General features: G+C 44.0%; 17 protein-coding genes and 2 pseudogenes. 10 read left to right on the top strand and 9 right to left on the bottom strand.

Annotated elements, in window-relative coordinates; translation table 11 throughout:
- Positions 1–10: 10 nt before the first annotated feature.
- A complete protein-coding gene (dapA, locus tag PR795_RS12380) occupies positions 11–919 on the bottom strand; it encodes a 4-hydroxy-tetrahydrodipicolinate synthase (protein WP_272516857.1) in 909 nt (302 codons plus the stop codon).
- Between the two features lie 249 nt (positions 920–1,168).
- Between dapA and PR795_RS12375 the strand changes: the two genes are divergently transcribed.
- The gene (locus PR795_RS12375) at positions 1,169–1,726 is read left to right on the top strand and encodes a glycine cleavage system transcriptional repressor (RefSeq protein WP_181479976.1); all 558 of its coding nucleotides are present in this window, start codon (positions 1,169–1,171) and stop codon (positions 1,724–1,726) included.
- A gap of 14 nt (positions 1,727–1,740) precedes the next feature.
- Positions 1,741–2,211, top strand: coding sequence for a thioredoxin-dependent thiol peroxidase (gene bcp, locus PR795_RS12370; RefSeq protein WP_006658893.1), 471 nt, complete (start codon positions 1,741–1,743; stop codon positions 2,209–2,211).
- A 40-nt stretch (positions 2,212–2,251) separates the two neighbouring features.
- Here the strand turns inward: bcp and PR795_RS12365 are convergent, their stop codons facing one another.
- Complete coding sequence (locus tag PR795_RS12365) at positions 2,252–3,337, bottom strand: AI-2E family transporter (protein ID WP_006658894.1); 1,086 nt, start codon at positions 3,335–3,337, stop codon at positions 2,252–2,254.
- A gap of 143 nt (positions 3,338–3,480) precedes the next feature.
- Here PR795_RS12365 and PR795_RS12360 point away from each other — a divergent pair, with 143 nt between their 5' ends.
- Together PR795_RS12360 and arsC are read left to right on the top strand one after the other, a co-directional pair.
- Complete coding sequence (locus tag PR795_RS12360) at positions 3,481–4,947, top strand: beta-barrel assembly-enhancing protease (RefSeq protein ID WP_006661604.1); 1,467 nt, start codon at positions 3,481–3,483, stop codon at positions 4,945–4,947.
- 12 nt (positions 4,948–4,959) lie between these two features.
- Positions 4,960–5,316, top strand: a complete 357-nt coding sequence (arsC, locus tag PR795_RS12355; protein ID WP_006661603.1) for an arsenate reductase (glutaredoxin) — start codon at positions 4,960–4,962, stop codon at positions 5,314–5,316.
- Between the two features lie 50 nt (positions 5,317–5,366).
- Here arsC and hda read toward each other — a convergent pair whose 3' ends face one another.
- The 3 genes from hda to upp form a co-directional block, all read right to left on the bottom strand.
- Positions 5,367–6,089 (bottom strand): DnaA inactivator Hda, encoded by a 723-nt coding sequence (gene hda, locus PR795_RS12350; RefSeq protein WP_036961411.1) that lies wholly within the window; start codon positions 6,087–6,089, stop codon positions 5,367–5,369.
- Between the two features lie 109 nt (positions 6,090–6,198).
- Positions 6,199–7,494 carry a uracil permease gene (gene uraA, locus PR795_RS12345; RefSeq protein WP_006661602.1) on the bottom strand — a complete coding sequence of 432 codons (1,296 nt, stop codon included), beginning with the start codon at positions 7,492–7,494 and terminating at the stop codon, positions 6,199–6,201.
- Between the two features lie 75 nt (positions 7,495–7,569).
- Entirely contained in the window at positions 7,570–8,196 is a 627-nt protein-coding gene (gene upp / locus PR795_RS12340) for a uracil phosphoribosyltransferase (RefSeq protein WP_006658899.1), read from the bottom strand.
- 317 nt (positions 8,197–8,513) lie between these two features.
- Between upp and purM the strand changes: the two genes are divergently transcribed.
- Positions 8,514–9,554 carry a phosphoribosylformylglycinamidine cyclo-ligase gene (gene purM, locus PR795_RS12335; RefSeq protein WP_036965858.1) on the top strand — a complete coding sequence of 347 codons (1,041 nt, stop codon included), beginning with the start codon at positions 8,514–8,516 and terminating at the stop codon, positions 9,552–9,554.
- A complete protein-coding gene (purN, locus tag PR795_RS12330; RefSeq protein ID WP_006658902.1) occupies positions 9,554–10,192 on the top strand; it encodes a phosphoribosylglycinamide formyltransferase in 639 nt (212 codons plus the stop codon). The genes purM and purN overlap by 1 nt, the downstream gene beginning before the upstream one ends.
- A gap of 91 nt (positions 10,193–10,283) precedes the next feature.
- On the opposite strand, the pseudogene PR795_RS12325 reads toward purN, so the two are convergent.
- The 4 genes and pseudogenes from PR795_RS12325 to PR795_RS12310 all read right to left on the bottom strand — a co-directional run.
- Positions 10,284–10,451 (bottom strand): annotated as a pseudogene (locus tag PR795_RS12325) (SDR family oxidoreductase); the annotation flags it as partial.
- A 60-nt stretch (positions 10,452–10,511) separates the two neighbouring features.
- Entirely contained in the window at positions 10,512–11,477 is a 966-nt protein-coding gene (rlmF, locus tag PR795_RS12320; RefSeq protein WP_181479978.1) for a 23S rRNA (adenine(1618)-N(6))-methyltransferase RlmF, read from the bottom strand.
- A gap of 308 nt (positions 11,478–11,785) precedes the next feature.
- The gene (locus tag PR795_RS12315) at positions 11,786–12,940 is read right to left on the bottom strand and encodes a UvrD-helicase domain-containing protein (RefSeq protein ID WP_181479979.1); all 1,155 of its coding nucleotides are present in this window, start codon (positions 12,938–12,940) and stop codon (positions 11,786–11,788) included.
- Positions 12,933–14,591 (bottom strand): ATP-dependent nuclease, encoded by a 1,659-nt coding sequence (locus PR795_RS12310; RefSeq protein WP_181479980.1) that lies wholly within the window; start codon positions 14,589–14,591, stop codon positions 12,933–12,935. The genes PR795_RS12315 and PR795_RS12310 overlap by 8 nt, the downstream gene beginning before the upstream one ends.
- Positions 14,592–15,069: 478 nt before the next feature.
- On the opposite strand from PR795_RS12310, the gene speG reads away from it, so the two are divergent.
- The 4 genes and pseudogenes from speG to mgtE all read left to right on the top strand — a co-directional run.
- Positions 15,070–15,615 (top strand): spermidine N1-acetyltransferase, encoded by a 546-nt coding sequence (gene speG / locus PR795_RS12305; protein WP_006658911.1) that lies wholly within the window; start codon positions 15,070–15,072, stop codon positions 15,613–15,615.
- A gap of 81 nt (positions 15,616–15,696) precedes the next feature.
- Positions 15,697–17,766 carry a polyphosphate kinase 1 gene (gene ppk1 / locus PR795_RS12300; RefSeq protein ID WP_006658912.1) on the top strand — a complete coding sequence of 690 codons (2,070 nt, stop codon included), beginning with the start codon at positions 15,697–15,699 and terminating at the stop codon, positions 17,764–17,766.
- A 4-nt stretch (positions 17,767–17,770) separates the two neighbouring features.
- Positions 17,771–19,303 (top strand): exopolyphosphatase, encoded by a 1,533-nt coding sequence (ppx, locus tag PR795_RS12295; RefSeq protein ID WP_036961393.1) that lies wholly within the window; start codon positions 17,771–17,773, stop codon positions 19,301–19,303.
- Between the two features lie 371 nt (positions 19,304–19,674).
- Positions 19,675–20,955 (top strand): annotated as a pseudogene (mgtE, locus tag PR795_RS12290) (magnesium transporter); the annotation flags it as partial.
- Positions 20,956–21,414 lie beyond the last annotated feature (459 nt).

Raw genomic sequence — 21,414 nt, 5'->3', positions numbered from 1 at the left:
TCCCTAAATTTTACAGTAAACCCGCGAGTTTCAAGGCATCCTCAACCTTTTGCTGTCCAGATACTGTTAACGGTGTCATTGGTAACCGTAAAGTATCATCCGCAATAAGACCTAGACGATGACAAGCCCATTTCGCAGGGATTGGATTCGGCTCAACAAATAACTGATGATGAAGACCCATCAGCTGTTTATTCAATTCACGGGCCTCAGTATATTTGCCCGCAAGCGCTAAGTCACACATTTTTACCATCTGCGCAGCCGCGACGTTGGACGTGACCGAAATAACGCCCTTTCCACCGAGTTGCATAAAATCAAGCGCGGTAGCATCATCGCCGGAAAGCAGAACAAAGTGATCATCAACCAGCTCTTTGATTTGGTGAACCCGTGCTAAGTTCCCTGTGGCCTCTTTAATTGCCACAATATTCGCCAATTTCGCTAAGCACCCCACAGTTTCAGGTAATAAATCACACCCAGTGCGTGATGGTACATTATAGAGCACTTGTGGCAAGCTGGTGTTTTCTGAAATTGCTTTAAAGTGTTGATATAACCCTTCTTGTGACGGTCTATTATAATAAGGTGTTACCGTCAGGCACGCAACTACACCACTGTTTTCAAACTCATTTGTTAGCGAAATCGCTTCTGCGGTCGCATTTGCGCCCGTTCCCGCAATAATAGGAATTCGACCATCAGCTAACTCAAGTGTCGCTTTCACTACATCAACGTGCTCTTTATGGCTTAATGTTGCTGATTCCCCTGTTGTTCCGACAGACACAATCGCAGAGGTTTTATTGGCAACATGGTAATCCACCAGCTGTTTTAAGCTTTTTCTATCAACGTTACCCGCTGAGTCCATCGGTGTGATCACCGCAACAATACTGCCTTGTAAAAAGTCTTTGTAGTTTACGTTTTGATTAGCCATCGCCATACCCCCTAAATAGATGAGTTTCCATGTTACTTTTTCATTTCACAGAAGAAAACCACCCAAACGCAAGATTTTAATGAATTTTGTTAATGCCGACGACATTAACTTAAATAGAAGTAATAATTCAGCCATATTTGTCGCAAGAGTGAATCGCCCCACTTGGCAGATTCACAATTTTATGGTTTCCTTACCACCATCATGAGTCAATATTATTGACCTAAATTTAGTCAAAATAAGGAAGATACTTTGCCTAAGACTGAACCGCAATTTCTTGTTATTACTGCGCTGGGAACAGATCGTCCGGGCATTGTGAATACAATTACGCGTCTTGTCAGTGAATGTGATTGTAATATTGAGGATAGTCGACTCGCCATGTTTGGCGAGGAATTTACGTTTATCATGATGTTATCCGGCAGTTGGAACGCTATCACGCTCCTAGAAGCGATTTTACCCGCTAAAGGGGCTGAGCTGGATTTACTGATCGTCATGAAGCGCACACACAGTGTACAAACAACGTACTATCCTTCTACTGTCACAATGAATGTCACCGTGGATGATGCCCCGCGGATTATTGAGCAATTTACCAATTTATTTACCACTCAACAGTGTAATATTGCGGAATTAACGTCCAAAACTCAGCCTGCGACTGAAACACAACCGGCTCAATTGGAAATTCAAATTACAGCTCATGACCCATTGAATGATAATGGCATAATTATAAAGAATAAATTTCAACAACTATGTACAATGCTAAATGCCAAAGGCAACATCAGTATTGTTAACAATCCCAAAATGCAGAGTTAACGGAGATATATGTAATGAACCCATTGAAAGCCGGTGATAAGGCTCCTCAATTTAGCCTTCCTGACCAAGATGGTGAAATCATCAATCTTTCTGATTTCCAGGGTCAACGCGTATTAGTTTACTTTTATCCTAAAGCGATGACACCAGGCTGTACAGTTCAAGCATGTGGACTGCGTGATGAGATGGATACACTAAAAGCAAAAGGTGTCGAAGTTTTAGGTATTAGTACAGACAAACCAGAAAAATTGGCTCGTTTCGCTGAAAAAGAGTTATTAAACTTCACACTGTTATCCGATGAAGATCATCAAGTTTGTGAACAATTTGGTGTGTGGGGCGAAAAGCAATTTATGGGGAAAACCTATGATGGTATCCACCGCATTAGTTTCCTTGTGGATGCAAATGGCACCATCGAACATGTTTTTGACAATTTTAAAACCAGTAATCACCACGAAATTGTATTAGCGTACATCAACGCTAATACCTAATTACTAAAAGGGTTGCTTATTATTAAGCAACCCTTTTTCGTTACTGCTCTTCCCGTTTGTCTTGCATCTCAGCATCATTCAGATCTTGCGGCCACGCATTAATTACCGCTTTAATTAAGGTTGCGAGTGGGATAGCAAAAAATACGCCCCAGAATCCCCATAGTCCACCAAAAATAACCACCGATAAAATGATGACGAGTGGGTGCAAGTTCACCGCTTCAGAGTACAGAAGTGGCACGACAATATTGCTGTCTAACCCTTGGATCACCAAATAGACAATAAACAGAGACCAAAATTCGGTTCCAATGCCCCACTGGAATAATGCCACCAACACCACAGGAATCGTAGCGACTACCGCGCCAATATAAGGGATCAGTACGGAAACCCCGACCAATACAGATAATAGAACGGAATAGCGCAAATCAAAATACGCAAATCCAATATAGGTAAACACGCCAACAATCACCATTTCAGTGACTTTTCCGCGCAAATAGTTGGTAATTTGTTGGTTCATTTCCAACCAAACTTTACTGACTAATAAACGATTTTTAGGCAATAATTTTAAAAAGCTTTTTGTGATTTTTTCTTTATCTTTTAATAAGAAAAACATCATTAATGGCACTAGAACCAAATACACCGCCAGCGTGAAAATACCAATCAGTGAAGCGACCGAGGCTTTAACCACGGAATCCGCAACAACGGATAATCGGCTACGCACGTTATCTGCCATCATATCGATAATGCCAGCATCAACCAATGCAGGATATTGTTCAGGTAATCGACGGGCGAATTCACTAAAGCGATTGACCATGTTGGGTAAGTCCGCCACTAAGTTGATGCCTTGCTGCCATGCCGTCGGTGCAATAATTAAGATCACCATGGCACTTATTCCAGCAAATAAGGTCAAAATGATGCTAACCGCTAATACTCGGGAAAGCCCTAATCGTTGAAGTAAATGCGTTGGCCATTCAAGTAAATACGCCAAGACAATTGCGACTAACAATGGAGCCAGTATACTGCTGAAGAAAAAGATGACCAGAAAGCCGATAACCAGCAAACTAAACAAAGCAACAGCTTGCGGGTCAGCAAAGCGCCGACGGTACCATTGTAAAAACATTTCTAACATTCATTGGCTCCTGGGAATGTAAAACAAAGACAGTTCCTAAATTAAAGAAAATTATACCGAATAACAGATTTTACGATAGCTTTTGATATCATATCACCCAATTAATTCGCGTTTTCCGTAGGTAATAAGTGAAGATATGCATGATGACTAAAAAATTGAAATATCCACTGCTCGCTATACTGATGTCCGCACTGATCCACGGTGCTGTATTACCTGCTTATAGTGCTGTCGAGGACAGCTTGCCAGATATCGGCACAACCGCCGGTGGAACACTCAGCATTAACCAAGAAATTATTATGGGTGATGCTATCACTCGACAGATACGCGCCAGTACCCCTCTGATTTATGACCCATTATTAACTCAGTATGTTAATAAGTTAGGACAGCGTTTAGTCACTCATGCTGACTCTGTCAAAACCCCATTTCATTTTTATCTGGTGAATAACCCGAATATTAATGCTTACGCCTATTTTGGTGGTAACGTTGTTCTCCACTCCGCCCTATTTCGTTATAGCCAAAATGAGAGCCAACTAGCCTCCGTCATGGCGCATGAAATTTCTCACGTCACTCAGCGCCATCTTGCGCGAATGATGGAAGACCAAAAAGCCACAACACCGCTGGCAATCGCTGGTACTATAGGCTCCTTGTTGCTGGTCATGGCTAACCCTCAAGCGGGCTTTGCGGCATTAACGGGCACATTCGCAGGGATGCAGCAAGGCATGATCAGCTTTACACAAGCCAATGAACAAGAAGCTGACCGTATTGGTTTGCAAACGCTACGTCGCGCAGGGTTTGATCCACATGCAATGGCTGATTTCATGCAGATCATGTCAGACCAAACTCGCTATATGTCTAAACCACCTGAAATTTTGCTGACTCACCCCCTACCGGATAGCCGTTTAGCTGATGCCCGTAACCGTTCTAACCAATATCCGAAAGTACACGCGCCATCTTCATTAGACTTTATGCTAGCGCGCGTACGTATTTTGTCTATGTACAGCCCCGCAGATCAACGAAATGCGCTAGACCAAATCATAGAAAATTACAGTAAGGGTAATGCCCAAGAGCAATTAGCCGCTAAGTATGGTAAAGCCTTGCTGTTATCCCAAGATAAAAAATACAGCGACGCTGGCGTGATTATTTCAGAATTACTCGCCAAACAACCGGATAATCCGTGGTTTATCGATTCCATGACGGATATCGACATTGAACAAGGTCAAAAGGGCAAAGCAATTTCACGCCTACAAGATGCGCTGAAAAAATCACCGAAAAATACCGTATTTATTGTCAATCTAGCAAATGCGTACGTCAATAACGGGCAGTATCAAGATGCAACGAAGTTATTGAATAAATACACGTTCGATTATCCAGATGACCCGATTGGCTGGGATCTTCTCGCGGAAGCGTCAGCGAAACTCGGCGATCGTAATGCTGAATTGGCAGCCTATGCGGAAGGCATGGCACTACGCGGGAATTATGACACCGCCATCAACTATTTAAGTGAAGCAAGCCGTAGAAGCCGCTTAGGCAGCTATGAGCAACAACGTTTTGATGCGCGAATCGATGAACTCACTCGATTAAAAGAGCGCGACAGCAACGCAAAACCGTAAGGAGCTAAAATAATGACGGATTCAGTTAAAATTTATCATAACCCACGCTGCTCTAAGAGCCGTGAAACACTGGGTTTATTGCAAGAAAAAGGTATCACGCCAATCGTTGTGGAGTATTTAACCACTCCACCTTCCGTTGCCGACATTGAAAAGCTCCTGAAGATGCTCGGATTCAGTGATGCTCGCCAGTTAATGCGCACCAAAGAAGATATCTACAAAGCGTTAAAATTATCGGATGATAGCTTAACGCAAGCACAACTAATTCAGGCTATGCATGACAACCCAAAACTCATTGAGCGCCCTATTGTCATCAAAGGTAAAAAAGCAAAGTTGGGTCGTCCACCTGAACAAGTGTTAGACATTTTATAAGTAGGCTATTTGGCAGACAATAAGTTGGCAGTCGATTGGCTGCCAACTTTCTATAATTTGAGAATATCTTTAACGAAAGGAATGGTCATTTTACGCTGAGCAACAATCGAGGCATGATCCAGCTTATTTAAGATATCAAACAAGGTGCCCATCTTTCTATCTAACCGTTTTAATACAAACCGACAGACATCCTCAGGCAATTCAAACCCACGAATACTCGCACGTAATTGAAGCGCACAGATTTTATCTTCATCACTTAAAGGATGCAGTTTATAAATTTGCCCCCAATCAAGACGGGAAGCTAAGTCAGGTAGTTTTAAATCGATTTGACGTGGTGGGCGGTCCCCGGTGATCAGCAGGCAAGTTCGACCAATTTCTAATATTCGGTTATACAAATTGAATATGGCCATTTCCCACTCTTCATCACCCGCAATGCATTGAATATTATCAATACACACAAGCGAAAGGTGTTCCATACCTTCAAGTACATCAGGGACAAAATACGCTCGTTTATCCAAAGGGACATAGCCGACTGCTACTCCTTGTTCGGATAATTCAGCACACGCAGCGTGCAGTAAGTGACTCTTACCGCCCCCTTCTCTTGACCAGTAATAGATATAACTACCATGAGGCTGGTTAATCGCCGTTTTTAACGCGGAAAGTAATCCCTCATTTTCTCCTGCATAAAAACTCGCGAAAGTTTCATCATCAGGAAGATAAAGTGGCAGTGAGAGTTGAGATGGTGTGTTCAGAAGCGCCTCTGATTGTGCAATTCAATTAACGCCATTGAGTTTATCATAAATAACAAGAAGAGATGAACAGCCTGACGGTTAATTGCCGGAGCTTTAGCCACTCCGGCAATCTATTTATCTTAGTTCTGACTTATTTTTTATTTTCGTCTAATACTTTGACTTCTGAAGTCACAAATTGTTTTTCTGGGCGAACAAACGTAATAAAGCGGAATAATAGTGCCATAAAAATACCCACGATAGTCGCCAACGCCATACCTTTCAGTTCAGCTTGTCCAATATGGATCACCGCACCACTCACACCGATGATTAAAATCACTGAGGTTAAAATCAGGTTTTGTGGTTTGTTATAATCCACTTTAGAGTCGATCAGAACGCGAATACCCGATGCACCAATCACCCCATACAGTAACAGTGAAACACCACCCATAACAGGTACTGGCACTAATTGAATTGCTGCGGCTAATTTGCCCACGCAAGAGAGTAAGATAGCGATAATTGCCGCGCCACCGATGACCCACGTACTGTATACCTTAGTAATCGCCATTACCCCGATGTTTTCACCGTAAGTGGTATTCGGCGTAGAACCGAAGAAACCTGACAGCACGGTAGAGATACCGTTTGCGAACATAGAACGATGTAAACCTGGGTTTTTCATTAAATCGCGTTCAACAATATTTGCTGTCACAACTAAGTGCCCAACGTGTTCTGCAATCACCACTAAAGCCGCTGGTAAAATGGTTAAAATCGCAAACCACTCAAAGCGCGGTGTATAGAATGTAGGGATAGCAAACCATGGCGCTTCGATAACCGGTGTAAAGTCAACAATCCCCATAAAGTAAGAGAGTGCATAACCCGCTAAGAAACCGATTAGGATTGGGATAATGGATAAGAATCCACGGAAAACCACGGCACATAAGATAGTGATTGATAATGTCGTAATCGAAATGATTAATGTGTTTGAATCAACCACAGCACCATCTTTTGGCAATAAACCTGCCATGCTAGCGGCTGTTTGCGCTAATTCTAACCCAATAACCGCAACAATTGCCCCCATTGCGGCAGGCGGGAACATCACATTGATCCAACCACGCCCTGCAACCTTAACAATCAGTGCCACAATACAAAATAGCACCCCGCAGATAATGAATCCGCCAAGTGCTAACTCATAACCGAGTGGTAATAGGATTAAAACAGGAGAAATAAAAGCAAAGCTCGACCCTAAATATGCAGGAATTTTACCTTTACAGATAAATAAATACAGCAGCGTCCCAATCCCGTTGAATAATAAAATCGTCGCTGGGTTCACGCCAAATAAAATAGGAACAATAACCGTTGCCCCAAACATGGCAAACAAATGTTGAAAGCTTAATGGAATGGTTTGTAGTAATGGTGGTCTTTCTTCAACACTTATCGTGCGGCGTGTCATGTTCTTCATCCTCTTTGCGTCATCAATATTATTTTTTTTATCAAAAAAAAGCCGACTCTTCAGTCGGCTTCATTATTATTTAGTACCAAATATCTTATCGCCCGCATCTCCGAGACCCGGAACAATGTAACCTTCATCATTTAAATGTTGGTCAATTGAAGCCGTGTACAATTCGACATCTGGGTGCGCCGCTTCTAATGCAGCAATACCTTCTGGTGCAGCAACTAAAACTAAAACTTTAATTGAGTTACAACCGGATTTTTTCAGAAGATCGATGGTTGCAATCATAGAACCACCGGTTGCTAACATTGGGTCAACAATCAGCGCCATACGCTCATCAATGTTAGAAACTAATTTTTGGAAATATGGGACAGGTTGTAACGTTTCTTCATCACGGTAAATGCCCACTACACTGATACGTGCGCTTGGGATGCTTTCCAATACACCGTTCATCATACCAATACCTGCACGCAGGATTGGTACTACAGTGATTTTTTTACCTTTAATTTGTTCAATTTCTACAGGACCACACCAACCATCAATTGTTACTTTTTCAGTTTCTAGGTCAGCGGTCGCTTCATAAGTCAGTAGGCTACCAACCTCTGAGGCCAGTTCACGAAAGCGCTTAGTGCTTATATCATGATCTCGCATCAGGCCGAGTTTATGTTTAACGAGAGGGTGTTTTACCTCAACGATCTTCATGGGTTTCTCCTACTTTTTTAAAACGTCACCGGACAAAAAAATCGCGGGATTATACCGCTTTTTTCCCTCAATGCCACTAGAATCATCTTGATTCAGGTCAAATAAACATCAATCACTTACTCTTTGTTGAATTAGTATACACATAATATTTTTTAGCATGTAGACCGTGAATAAATTCATGCGCTTTGCATCACGATATCACAATTTATTGCCTCAAATATTTCAGTCAGAAAGCTATCGCAAACGTTTGCGGAGCCTGATAGAATATCGGCAAATGAAGTTATCTTTTCCAAAATGCAATTGCCTTGGGGGCCGTAGTGACTGATAAAACCTCTCTCAGCTATAAAGATGCCGGTGTTGATATTGATGCAGGTAACGCATTGGTTGAACGTATCAAAGGTGTGGTGAAAGAGACTCGCCGTCCAGAAGTAATGGGAGGATTGGGAGGGTTCGGCGCACTGTGTGCCCTACCACAAAAATACCGTGAGCCTGTCTTAGTTTCAGGTACTGACGGTGTGGGAACCAAACTACGCCTCGCGATGGATTTAAAACGTCATGAATCCATCGGTATCGATTTAGTCGCGATGTGCGTCAATGACCTGATTGTCCAAGGTGCTGAGCCACTGTTTTTCTTAGACTACTATGCGACTGGTAAATTAGATGTTGATACTGCCGCTAGCGTCATTACTGGTATTGCCGAAGGTTGTAAGCAGTCTGGCTGTGCATTAGTCGGTGGTGAAACCGCTGAAATGCCAGGCATGTATCATGGCGAAGATTACGATGTTGCAGGTTTCTGCGTCGGGGTAGTAGAACGCTCTGAAATTATTGATGGTTCTAAAGTCAGTGCTGGCGATGCGCTTATCGCTTTAGCTTCAAGCGGTCCTCACTCTAACGGTTACTCGTTAGTTCGTAAAATTCTAGAAGTCAGCAAAACCAATCCAGAGAACACGCTATTAGCAGGCAAATCTCTCGCCGACCACTTGTTAGAGCCTACACGCATTTACGTTAAAAACGTTTTAGAATTAATTGCTAAAAACGACATTCATGCCATTGCGCATATTACGGGTGGCGGCTTCTGGGAAAATATCCCACGCGTTTTACCGGATAACACCCAAGCTATCATTGATGGCAACAGCTGGGAATGGCCTGCAGTATTCGAATGGCTGCAACAAGCGGGCGATGTCACGACGCATGAAATGTATCGTACATTTAACTGCGGCGTCGGCATCATCATCGCCCTACCACAGACTGAAGTTGAGTCCGCATTAAAATTGCTAACAGCATTAGGTGAAAATGCTTGGCAGATAGGAACAATTGGCGCATTACCTGCGGGTGAAGAGCAGGTTGTTATTCGCTAATGAAGAAAATCGTCGTTTTGATTTCAGGTAGTGGCAGCAATTTGCAGTCGATTATTGACGCCTGCCAACACCATCAAATTGATGGTCAAATTGCCGCTGTTATCAGTAATAAAAGTGATGCATACGGTCTGATTCGTGCACAAGAGGCTGGGATTCCAGCCCTTTGTGTTAGCTCAAAAACAATCACAGACCGTCAAGCCTACGATGCAGCACTCTTGGATACTATCGAACAATACCAACCTGATTTAGTCGTCTTAGCTGGGTTTATGCGTATTTTAACCCCTGATTTTGTGAAACATTTCACAGGGAAAATGCTGAATATCCACCCTTCTTTACTGCCTAAATACCCGGGGCTACATACCCATCGACGCGCGCTTGAAAACGGCGACAAAGAACACGGTACTTCCGTGCATTTTGTCACCGAAGAGCTCGATGGCGGACCGATTATTCTACAAGGTCATATTCCGGTCTTCGCACAAGATACGGAAGACGATTTGGTTGAACGCGTTAAACTGCAAGAGCACCTGATTTATCCTCAAGTCATTGAATGGTTTGTTTCCGAACGGCTGATGATGCAAGAGGGCAAAGCTGTATTAGATGGGCAACCATTACCAGCAACGGGTTATCGCGCAAATTAATACGCTGTTAGGTAGATTTAAATACACTCGCGCAGACTTGGTTGGCAGGTCTGTGCGAATAACTCAAACCCAACCATCCACAATAAACGTTTTATTTCCCACCTGCCAAATCGATAAAACTTTCCGTGACGTAAGATGCCTCATCAGACAGCAACCACGCGATAACCAGAGCAACCTCTTCTGGCTGACCTCCACGTTTCATCGGTAAGCTATCTTTAACTCGATCAACCCGAGCTGCCTCATCACCATCAGCATGCAGAAATTGAAAGGGAAATGCGAAGTTTTATCGGTGCCGGTTAAATAATCGGCACCAGGGAAATTAACGCCAGCGTTTTTCCGCCCAGGCGGCCTGCTGTTGCGCGTCGTGGAAAGTCCAGGCCACGAAGCGACTGATTTTTTGCCCCTGCGCCATTTCAATGGTACGGACTTCGGCCGCACCCACCAGCTTCAATGCATGATAAATCGAAGGCAGTGTCGTGCTTTTAGAAATCAACGAGGTAAACCATAGGCAGTTTTGCGCTAGACTAACGCTCTCCTCTACCATTTTACGTACAAAGGCTTCTTCACCGCCTTCACACCATAGCTCGTTATTTTTGCCACCAAAGTTCTGTACCGGCGTGTCGGCTACCTCACCTTTACCCAACTTGTGCAGTTTGCGGCGGGTGCTGGCTTGTGCTTCCTGTTCAGAGCTATGGAACGGTGGATTACACAGTGTGGCATCAAATTTCTCCGCCACGCCGATGATGCCGTTCAAAATAGATTCAGGTTGTTTTTGCAAACGCAGACGCACGCCGTTTCTCAGCGTCGGATTCATCTCCACGATCATTTTGGCCGCATTCAGTGATACTGGTTCAACCTCCGAACCGGTAAAACGCCAGCCGTATTCACGCAGACCAATGATCGGATAAATACAGTTGGCACCAACGCCCACATCAAGGATAGCCACGCCTTTACCACGAGGGATCTCACCGCCGTTGCTGGTCGCCAGCAAGTCAGCAAGATGGTGTAAATAGTCGGCACGACCGGGGATCGGTGGGCATAGATAACCGGCGGGAATGTCCCAGTGTTCGATGCCATAAAAATGTTGCAGCAACGCACGGTTGAGCATTTTAACCGCTGTAGGATCGGCAAAATCTACCGAGATGTCGCCCCAGGCGTTCGGTTTGACGAACGGCTCCAGTGCAGGGCAACTGGCGATCAGGGCCGGGAAATCATAGCGCGAGCGATGACGGTTACGCGGGTGCAAGCCGCTTTTCTGCTGCAGGAAGGTTTTCTTTTTTTCCACCGTGACGGGCTCTCTTAAAGGTATTTCTGACGCGTACGATACCATATACCCTATAGCTTTCAAAACAGCTCGGGATGAAACCGTATTAAGCCTGCCTTCAGAGTTTATGCCGGAATGTCCTGCTCTTTATACCCAATGTCATTCAATATGCAGAAAGGTGGCAAGGAAAGATAGACAAGGAACATACATCAGTATGTAACCCGGCGAGCTGAATGCTGCCGACGAACCTGCAGTTTGAATGAATAAGGAGATATACCGTCCGTTTTGAGCGAGAAGCGGAAGTTAAATGGTTAGACGTTAGCATCGACTTACAGAGGTCTAACCCAATGCGGCAGTTTTATATTTGTAAGATGCTCTTCCTCAACGACAAACGCCAGGCTGTAACGAGCTCGGGTAATGGCCACGTACAGCTTGTTTCTAGATTCCTCCGTTTTATCTTTATCGAACACGCCAAGGTCGCCACCCAGATACTTGAGATGTTTCTCCGGTGAAATAATTAGTATGCGGTCAAAACCGAGACCTTTACAGGAGCCGAAGGTGTGACAGGTGAGACTTGGTGGCAAATAGCCTTTTCCCATGAGCGATGACCATCGCAAAACTTGAGGTTTGAATATATCGAGATAATCGTTCACCTGAGATGGTTTTATGAGAAAACAGCCGCAGTGATGGGCCATCTCTGCAGGAACTTCTCCCACCTCTGATTGCGTTCGTTCATAAATACTGGGATGAATAGTATCCGCGAGATCGCAGATTTCCTGGATACATCTGAGATTCTTCGCCAGCGAGAACGGACTAAAATTGAGGTCTTTGAAGTATTGAATCTTTTGCTCAGGTGTTTCCGGTGCCTTGTGGCCGAACGTGGTCGTGTAAATAGTTTGACGAAAATCGCCTACACAGCAAATAGAGTTATGCATTGCCTTACTGAGTGCTTTGATAACGTCAAAATCCCATCCAACCAAATCCTGAACCTCATCAAAAAAGATCCTCTGATAAATCTCTTTCAATCTGCTAGCGGGGGCATTATTTGTTGAAGCGGAGATTCTTGTTGCCAGCTTCGCCAGCAGTCCAGTGTAAGCTTTGGTTTTGCACGGCGTCAGATAATGAAGAGGGTTCAGCGCCCCATTAATTTTTTCCCCTCTTTTGGGATGCCATTTCCTCGTACCAGGTATCAGGTGAGGGTTATGTTCGGTGAACATTGTAGAAGTGATTCGATCTGGAAACATGGCCGTTTGATAAGGTCTCACTAAGTCTTCTAGGTAAAATGAAAACAGGCCTTTCACAACAAAATCATCGCTGTGTTTGCCGTACAATTCCACAAAGCGAGAACGGAGCTCTGCCTGGTTGTTCATGGTGTAGGTGACGACCAATACTCGTCCGCCCGCCTTTATGACTTCAATGGCATCCTCAATGACTTTTTGGGTTTTTCCTGATCCTGCACCGGCAATCCAGAATTCATTAGGCAAAGTCGAACACCTCATCGAGGAAAGGTGGATACCTGAAATTCAGAGTGCCATCGAACAGCTTGATAGCTGAATCGACCTTGCGAGCGCCCTTACCGTTTCCCTGGACGCTTCGAAACCAGTCGATCAGAAAGTCGCGTCGCTTATCTAAGTCGACTACTTTATCGTAGAGGTTAAACGTCTGTGTCGATAACACCACTTTGGCGAAAGCGTCCAGCGTAACCAAGTTGGTTGCATTGGCATATATCATCGCGGGTTCAAGCGAAAATTCCTCATTTTTGGCAGAGGAGATAAGTTTGATATTGGGATAGGCTGCATAATCGGCACGCACTTTCACGACGTTTTCTTCATAGTCGCCATCGTTATCTCTGAGGACGTTTATCCGGGTACCAATTTCCATACCTACGGAGATGAACGTATCAAACCCGACTCCGCGCACGACGATGATATCAATACCATCCTGCTCGGGCAGGCGATTGTGCTTGCGGTGGTAAATCTTCTTGAGTACTAACTCGTCTGACGGTCCCTCGACAAGGATGACTTTGTGCGACAGTGCCACGCGCAATGTGTCATATCCCGGTAAGCGCTTTAAGGTTTTGACCACTGCAGAGGCAAGCTTATGCAGACGTTTGTATCCCGACTGAACCAGGCAGATTTTATCAATACTCAGCTTGTTGAGCACATACGAGCTGTGAGTGGTAAGGAAGAGTTGTTTGTCGCCACGCTGATTTTCAATGTAGTGAACCAGCTTATTGAGGTTAGTGTGAGAAAGGTGATTTTCGGGCTCCTCCATCATCACCAAATCGATATCCTTAGATTTGTTCTGAATCGCGAGCTTGATCTGCACATTACTCTGCTCACCCTTGCCAATGAACTGGAAAGGGACATCATCTACTTCAAGTTGAAGGCTGGTCTGAATAGATCCCGCTGGTAAAGTGCTTGCGGCAATGGACAGCTTTTTTTCTGTGATCAAGTGGTCCGTATCCAGACCGGTGTTGACTGTCCTGACCTCACCTGAGTTGTTAAAAACCTGCTGATTCTCACGATAATTGAGGGTCAGCTTAACCAGTTCCTCTTTCTTTAAAGCGGTATTAAGTATGGTAGAGATGTACTGATTCTTACCCAGAGTGGGGTGGATACGAGTTGGGTCGATGTATAACGCCCTGAATTTTTTCGCTACGGCTTTAACAGGATTCCACCCGAAATCCAGCCATTCCAGCTTGTAGAATTCGATCGGGATACTCGTAATGTGCGGGTTTGTCAGTAAGTGGTCGGCGTAAACGTCCTTGAGCGTGTCATCAAAGCGCACCAGCACCGTGATACCTTGAGCATCGGCTTTAAGGAAATTATTTGTACCCCGGTATTCAGGCACTCCCTCAATGAATGCCTCTATTGCCAAGACAGGCAAGTGCATGGCCGATTTATCAGAAGCCAAAAAAAGCTGCACTGCATCCTTATTAAAAATGTCTGGCGTAAACTCGCTGTTGAAGGGGCGGCCCCGATAGCTGTAATTCAGTACGATTTCCAGGGCTTCCAGAATAGTACTTTTACCGGCGTTGTTATCACCTACAAAGATATTTACGTCATCGTTGAATTCAAAATGTTCATCTTTGAATTTCTTGAAATTGGTAAGCTTAATCGATTTAACCCGCACTCTAAGTCCCTCAAGATACTGTCAAATGATACCTCTTAAAGATATTAACTCACCGATATACCTGTGTCCACATGCAGGCTCGTTGTCCCCCTTAAATCCTGCAGGCACTGAAGTGGTGGTCGACATAAATAGGCCAAGATATGAGAGCTGTTCTTGGACAACTTAAAGTCTGCTTTTGGCACAAAGCAGCCCACCAAACTAGATGTTCATCACCGCCATCCAGATTCAAATCCAAGCGAGTACAATTTTTGGGTGGAGATAATCTCTGCCCTGTATTGTGTCTTCACCCGATCACCAACCTACTACTAACCATTTTCACTTAAACGAACTAATCTTCGACAAACTCTCCCGCCCCCTGCTTTCTGTCATTATTTTATTGTAAATAAGTGGTATCCTTATAACAGCGCTAAGTAATTAATTTTCTAATTGATACTTTCGCCATAAATAGTTTTATAATTAACAACAATCGAGGTGTTTTATGACGACCGGGCAAGCTCATCTGTTTAAGTTGCGCCCACTTGAGCGTGAAGACTTAGCGTTCATCCACCAGCTGGACAATAATGCCAACATTATGCGTTATTGGTTCGAAGAGCCTTATGAGGCATTCGTTGAACTCAGTGATCTTTACGATAAACATATTCATGACCAATCCGAGCGCCGCTTTATTGTCGAATATGACAGTGAAAAAGTGGGTTTAGTCGAGTTGGTTGAAATTGATTATGTTCACCGTCGTTCTGAATTCCAGATTATCATTGCACCCCGCCACCAAGGCAAAGGGTATGCAAGTCGCGCGGCAAAACTGGCAATGGACTACGCCTTTTCAGTGCTAAATTTATACAAACTTTATCTGATTGTAGATAAAGAAAATGTCAAAGCTATCCATATTTATAATAAACTTGGTTTCCACACAGAAGGCGAGCTTATTGATGAGTTTTTCGTGAATGGTCGCTACCACACCGCAATCCGTATGTGTGTGTTCCAGCACCAATATTTCGCCATGAAACAGCAGTCTGAAAACGCGTAAGCTGCCATCACAGCGCTGCGATAGAAGTCAACGGTGATAATTAGTTTTTATCAGCATTAACCAGTCGAATACGGAGCAACAATGTCCCAAGAACGTCTCTATCATGAAAAAGAGCTCAGCTGGCTCTCTTTTAACGAACGAGTTCTCCAAGAGGCCGCAGATAAGCGTAACCCTTTGATTGAACGAATGCGTTTTTTGGGCATTTACTCCAATAACTTAGATGAATTCTATAAAGTTCGTTTTGCAGATGTTAAGCGCCGTATTTTGATCAATGAAGAACGCGGCTCAGCCAGTGGCGCACGCCATCTTCTCAAACGTATTCAGTCCAAAGTTGCTAAGCAAGAGCAAGAGTTTGACGTGCTTTACAATGAGCTGCTGCTTGAAATGGCGCGCAACCAAATTTTCTTAATTAACGAACGTCAAATTTCGCCTCGTCAGCAAATCTGGTTACGCCAATACTTTCGGCAGAATCTACGTCAACATATCACACCAATTTTAATCAATCGTGATACTAACTTGGTCGAGTTTCTCAAAGACGATTACACGTACCTCGCCGTTGAAATTATTAATGGGACTGAAGTGCAATATGCCTTATTAGAAATTCCTTCTGATAAAGTTCCGCGCTTTGTGAATCTTCCACCAGAAATGCCGAAGCGCCGTAAATCAATGATCCTCATTGATAATATCCTGCGTTATACCCTTGATGAAATTTTCAAAGGCTTTTTTGATTACGATAAACTCAACGCCTATTCCATGAAAATGACCCGCGATGCGGAATATGATATCGCCACGGAAATGGAATCCAGTCTGCTGGAAATCATGTCATCGACCTTGAAGCAGCGCTTAACTGCAGAACCGGTTCGCTTTGTGTATCAACGTGATATGCCCGATGAAATGGTCGCCTTGTTACGAGAAAAATTGGGATTATCGAGTGATGACTCGGTGATTGCTGGTGGTCGTTACCATAATTTTAAGGATTTTATTAACTTCCCAAATGAAGGAAATAAAAACCTTCTCAACAAACCATTACCCCGCCTTCGCCATCGCTGGTTTGATAATTTCCGTAACGGATTTGATGCCATTCGCGAGCGCGATGTGTTGCTCTACTACCCGTATTACACGTTCGAGCATACATTAGAACTGTTGCGCCAAGCATCGTTTGACCCGAATGTGTTATCCATCAAAATCAATATTTACCGTGTCGCAAAAGACTCTCGCATTATCGACTCCGTGATCCACGCAGCCCACAATGGTAAAAAAGTGACCGTGGTCGTGGAGCTGCAAGCACGTTTTGATGAAGCTGCCAATATTCACTGGGCAAAACGCCTCACTGAAGCGGGTGTCCATGTTATTTTCTCCGCGCCGGGACTGAAAATTCACGCTAAGCTATTTATTATCTCCCGCATGGAAGAAGGGCAAATTGTTCGTTATGCCCATATCGGTACTGGTAACTTTAACGAAAAAACGGCTCGCCTCTACACCGACTACTCATTACTCACCTGCAATGAGCAAATCACCAATGAAGTGCGCCGCGTGTTTAGTTTTATTGAAAACCCGTATCGTCCGGTGACTTTCGATAATTTGATGGTCTCTCCACAGAATACTCGAACCAAGATTACCGAATTAATCGACCAAGAGATTGCCAATGCACACGCGGGTTTACCTAGCGGCATTACACTAAAAATCAACAATCTGGTGGATAAAGAACTGACCGACAAACTGTACGATGCCTCTAATGCCGGCGTGAAAATTCGCTTGCTAGTTCGGGGTATGTGCTCCCTCGTTTCAGGGCAACAAGGCTATAGCGAAAACATCCAAGTCACCAGTGTGGTCGATCGTTTCTTAGAGCACGACCGCGTCTATGTCTTTACCAACGCAGGCGATGAAAAAGTGTTTATCTCCTCAGCAGATTGGATGACACGCAACATTGACTACCGTATCGAGGTCGCCGTCCGTTTAGTGGACCCGCGCCTGAAACAGTTAGTCTTAGACATCCTCGAATTACAGTTCAGCGATACCGTCAAAGCCCGTTTTGTTGACAAAGAACTCAGTAATCATTATGTTCCTCGCGGCAATAAGCGCAAAATTCGCGCTCAATTAGCTGTCTACGAATTTTTAAAAGCACTCGAAATGCCTGAAACAAGAGCTTGATACTATGCCAATTGCTAATTCATCTACGCCAAGACCGCAAGAAATTGCGGCGATTGACTTGGGTTCAAACAGCTTTCACATGGTTATTGCGCGTATCGTCAATGGGGCATTACAAGTTTTAACCCGCTTAAAAAAACGCGTTCACCTCGCGGATGGACTGAGTGATACTAATGAACTCAGTGAAGAAGCCATGGAGCGAGGGCTGGCGTGCCTATCGTTATTTGCCGAGCGTTTACAAGGTTTTACGCCAGAGAACGTCTGCATTGTCGGCACCCATTCACTACGGGTCGCCACCAACGTTGAAGAATTTTTACGCCGCGCCAAAGCTATCATGCCTTATCCTATTGAGATCATTTCAGGGCAAGAAGAAGCGCGCCTGATTTTCATGGGCGTTGAACACACCCAACCAGAAAAAGGTCGCAAATTAGTCATCGATATTGGCGGTGGTTCAACGGAGCTAGTGATCGGCGAAAAGTTTGAGCCGATTTTAATTGAAAGCCGTCGCATGGGCTGCGTTAGTTTTGCGCGCCAGTATTTTCCAAACGAAACCATTTCACCCGAAAATTTCAATCGCGCTTATTTAGCCGCCTGCTTAAAACTTGAAAGTACCGCGACACTATTTAAGAAACAGGTTTGGGACGTGGCAATGGGGGCATCCGGTACAATCAAAGCTGCCCATGCGGTCATTATGGAAATGGGGGAGCGTGACGGTATCATTACCCGTGAGCGCCTCGAAAAAATCAAACAGATGGCTCTGAAGTACAAAACGTTCCGTTCATTAGAGATCCCAGGTCTTTCTTCTGATAGAAAACAAGTATTTGTACCCGGCTTAGCCATTTTAATTGCTGTTTTTGATTCTTTAGAAATCAAGGAATTACGTCTTTCTGATGGTGCCTTACGTGAAGGTGTACTCTATGAAATGGAGGGTCGCTTTCGGCACCAAGATATTCGGCAGCGTACTGCACTAAGCCTTGCTGAGCACTATAATATTGATCGAGAACAAGCCCGACGGGTTTTGAAAACCATGGAAGAGCTGTATTATCAGTGGCGCCAGCAGAACCCCAAACAAGCCAACCCGCAATTAGAATCTATTTTAATTTGGGCGGTTATGCTGCATGAGGTGGGATTAAGCATTAACCATAGTGGGATGCACCGCCACTCCGCGTATATCTTACAAAACACCAATTTACCGGGATTTAGCCAAGAACAACAGTTGCTATTATCCACATTAGTACGCAACCATCGCCGCGCTATCAAGTACGATGAAATTCCAAAGTTTAACCTGTTTAAACGCAAACAATTTATGCCGTTGATTCAGATTTTGCGCTTATCCATCCTATTGAATAATCAGCGCCAATCAACGACAACCCCATCGTCTATGCGCATTGAAACTGACGATGGACATTGGACACTTTTTTTACCCGCACAGTATCTCGCACACAACGCGTTAATGTTGCTTGATCTTGAAAAAGAAAGTGCCTATTGGGAAGAGGTTCCGGGCTGGAAACTCACTATTTGCGCAGAAAATGAGCCATAACGTTTTACCACTAAGAAAAATAGAAACAAATAAATAGCGATTTGCGGTCAGTATTGTTTTGTTCTTCTTATTCGAAATATGAACCGATTTGATATTTTTTCGGGATCAGCGACAATACTGGGTAGATGTTTCGTCACCTCGCAGGCGAATTAATTTAAAGCGCTTCGGCGCCGAATGGTTTAAGGATTAACATGTCACAAACTGCTTTTTCAACTGATGCGGCAACAATAATCAATCCGCATTCACAAAGACTGGCGTATATCCGCCAGCAAATACTGACGTTATTCATGGAAGACGAAGAGTTTGTCCATGCTCTTATCGAGAAAGACCAACACGTCAGTATGGATGATAAAGCATTTAGTGAAAAAATTAGTGCTGTCAAAGAACTGCTCATTGATCTCCACACCGCTGATATCGCCGATATTCTTGAGATGCTGCCTTACGATGAGCGTCTCGCTCTATGGCGCTTAGTTGACAATAACGAACGTGGTGAAGTGTTAGTTGAAGCGTCGGTGTCAGTCTGGGATAGCCTAATTAAAGATATGTCAGACCGAGAGCTGCTGCGAGCAGTAGCGGGTTTACATGTCGATGAACAAGCTTATATCGCCGAACATTTGCCGCGCGATACCATGCGCCGCCTACTGACCTATTTAGATCCAAGCTTACGAAGCCGTATTCGCGAAGTTCTGCAATATGCTAAAGACAGCGTTGGGCAGATGATGGATTTCGAATTCGTCACCGTCCGTTCCAATGTCACACTAAAAACAGTACAACGCTATCTCCGTCAACGTGGAAAAATACCTGAAGCGACAGATAAAATTTTCGTTGTCGACAAAGACAATTACCTACAAGGTGAATTGCCTCTAACCACCATTTTGATTCAAGCACCAGAACGTATTGTTGCTGATGTCATGAAAACGGATACCGTCACCTTTTTGCCCGATGAAAAAGGTGAAGACGCCGCAAGCGCGTTCGAACGTTACGACTTAATTTCCGCTGCCGTCGTCGACAGTAATGGGTTACTTATGGGGCGACTCACGGTTGAAGATATCGTTGATAATATTAGCGAAGAAAATGACAACAGCATTCGCCGTATGGGGGGGTTGAGTCCTGAAGAAGACGTATTCGCCCCTGTGGGTCAAGCGGTTAAAACACGTTGGACTTGGTTAGCCATTAACCTCTGTACCGCTTTCGTCGCTTCTCGTGTGATCGGCGTATTTGAAGATACTATTTCACAGCTCGTTGCCCTAGCCACTTTGATGCCAATCGTGGCAGGTATCGGTGGTAACACCGGGAACCAGACTATTACCATGATTGTGCGGGCAATTGCCTTACACCAAATCCAAAACGGTAGCTTCTCTTTCCTAATGCTTCGAGAGCTTGGCGTTGCCTTGATTAACGGTATTGTCTGGGGGGGGATCATGGGTGTTGTCACCTACTTACTCTACGGCGATCTCGCCATGGGTGCCGTCATGACGCTTGCGATGATACTGAACCTGCTCATGGCTGCTATCATGGGCGTTCTTATCCCGTTGATTATGATTAAGATGGGTAAAGACCCTGCTATCGGCTCTAGCGTCATGATCACTGCAATTACTGATACCGGTGGTTTCTTTATTTTCTTAGGTTTAGCCACCCTGTTCTTAGTCTGATAACCTAGCCCGCATACTTCCCCTTGTGAAAAGTATGCGGGTTTATAAAAACCCATTTTTTTTCTAAAAACCTCTCATATATACCAAAACACGAATCTGAAACAACTCAAACAGACGTGTATTATTTATATAAATAGCCTTATCCCCTGTTAAATAATTATATTCTTTTACTGATAAGATTTATTAATATTAATTAATTTCTTACCAAATAGATCCCTGTTCTTTTATTTATTGCTTTTTTTGCCCTTATTTTTCCGCTTCAAATATACAATCGTCTGTAATTATTATTTTATTAATATCATATCGTGACATTTGATTATCATTCGGAATACATATTCAACCTTTAAAAACTAAATAGAATCTTATGCTTGTTTTAAGGGTGGCAGTTTACAGAATATGAAACTTTCTGCTATAAATGAAGGCACGTTAGAGATACAGAGTATTACCTAGGTTTATTTT

The organism is Providencia sp. PROV209 (assembly GCF_028479485.1).
GTDB lineage: Bacteria > Pseudomonadota > Gammaproteobacteria > Enterobacterales > Enterobacteriaceae > Providencia > Providencia alcalifaciens.
The sequence above is the reverse complement of the archived record's forward strand: the minus strand, read 5'-3'. Positions and strand labels throughout refer to the sequence as shown.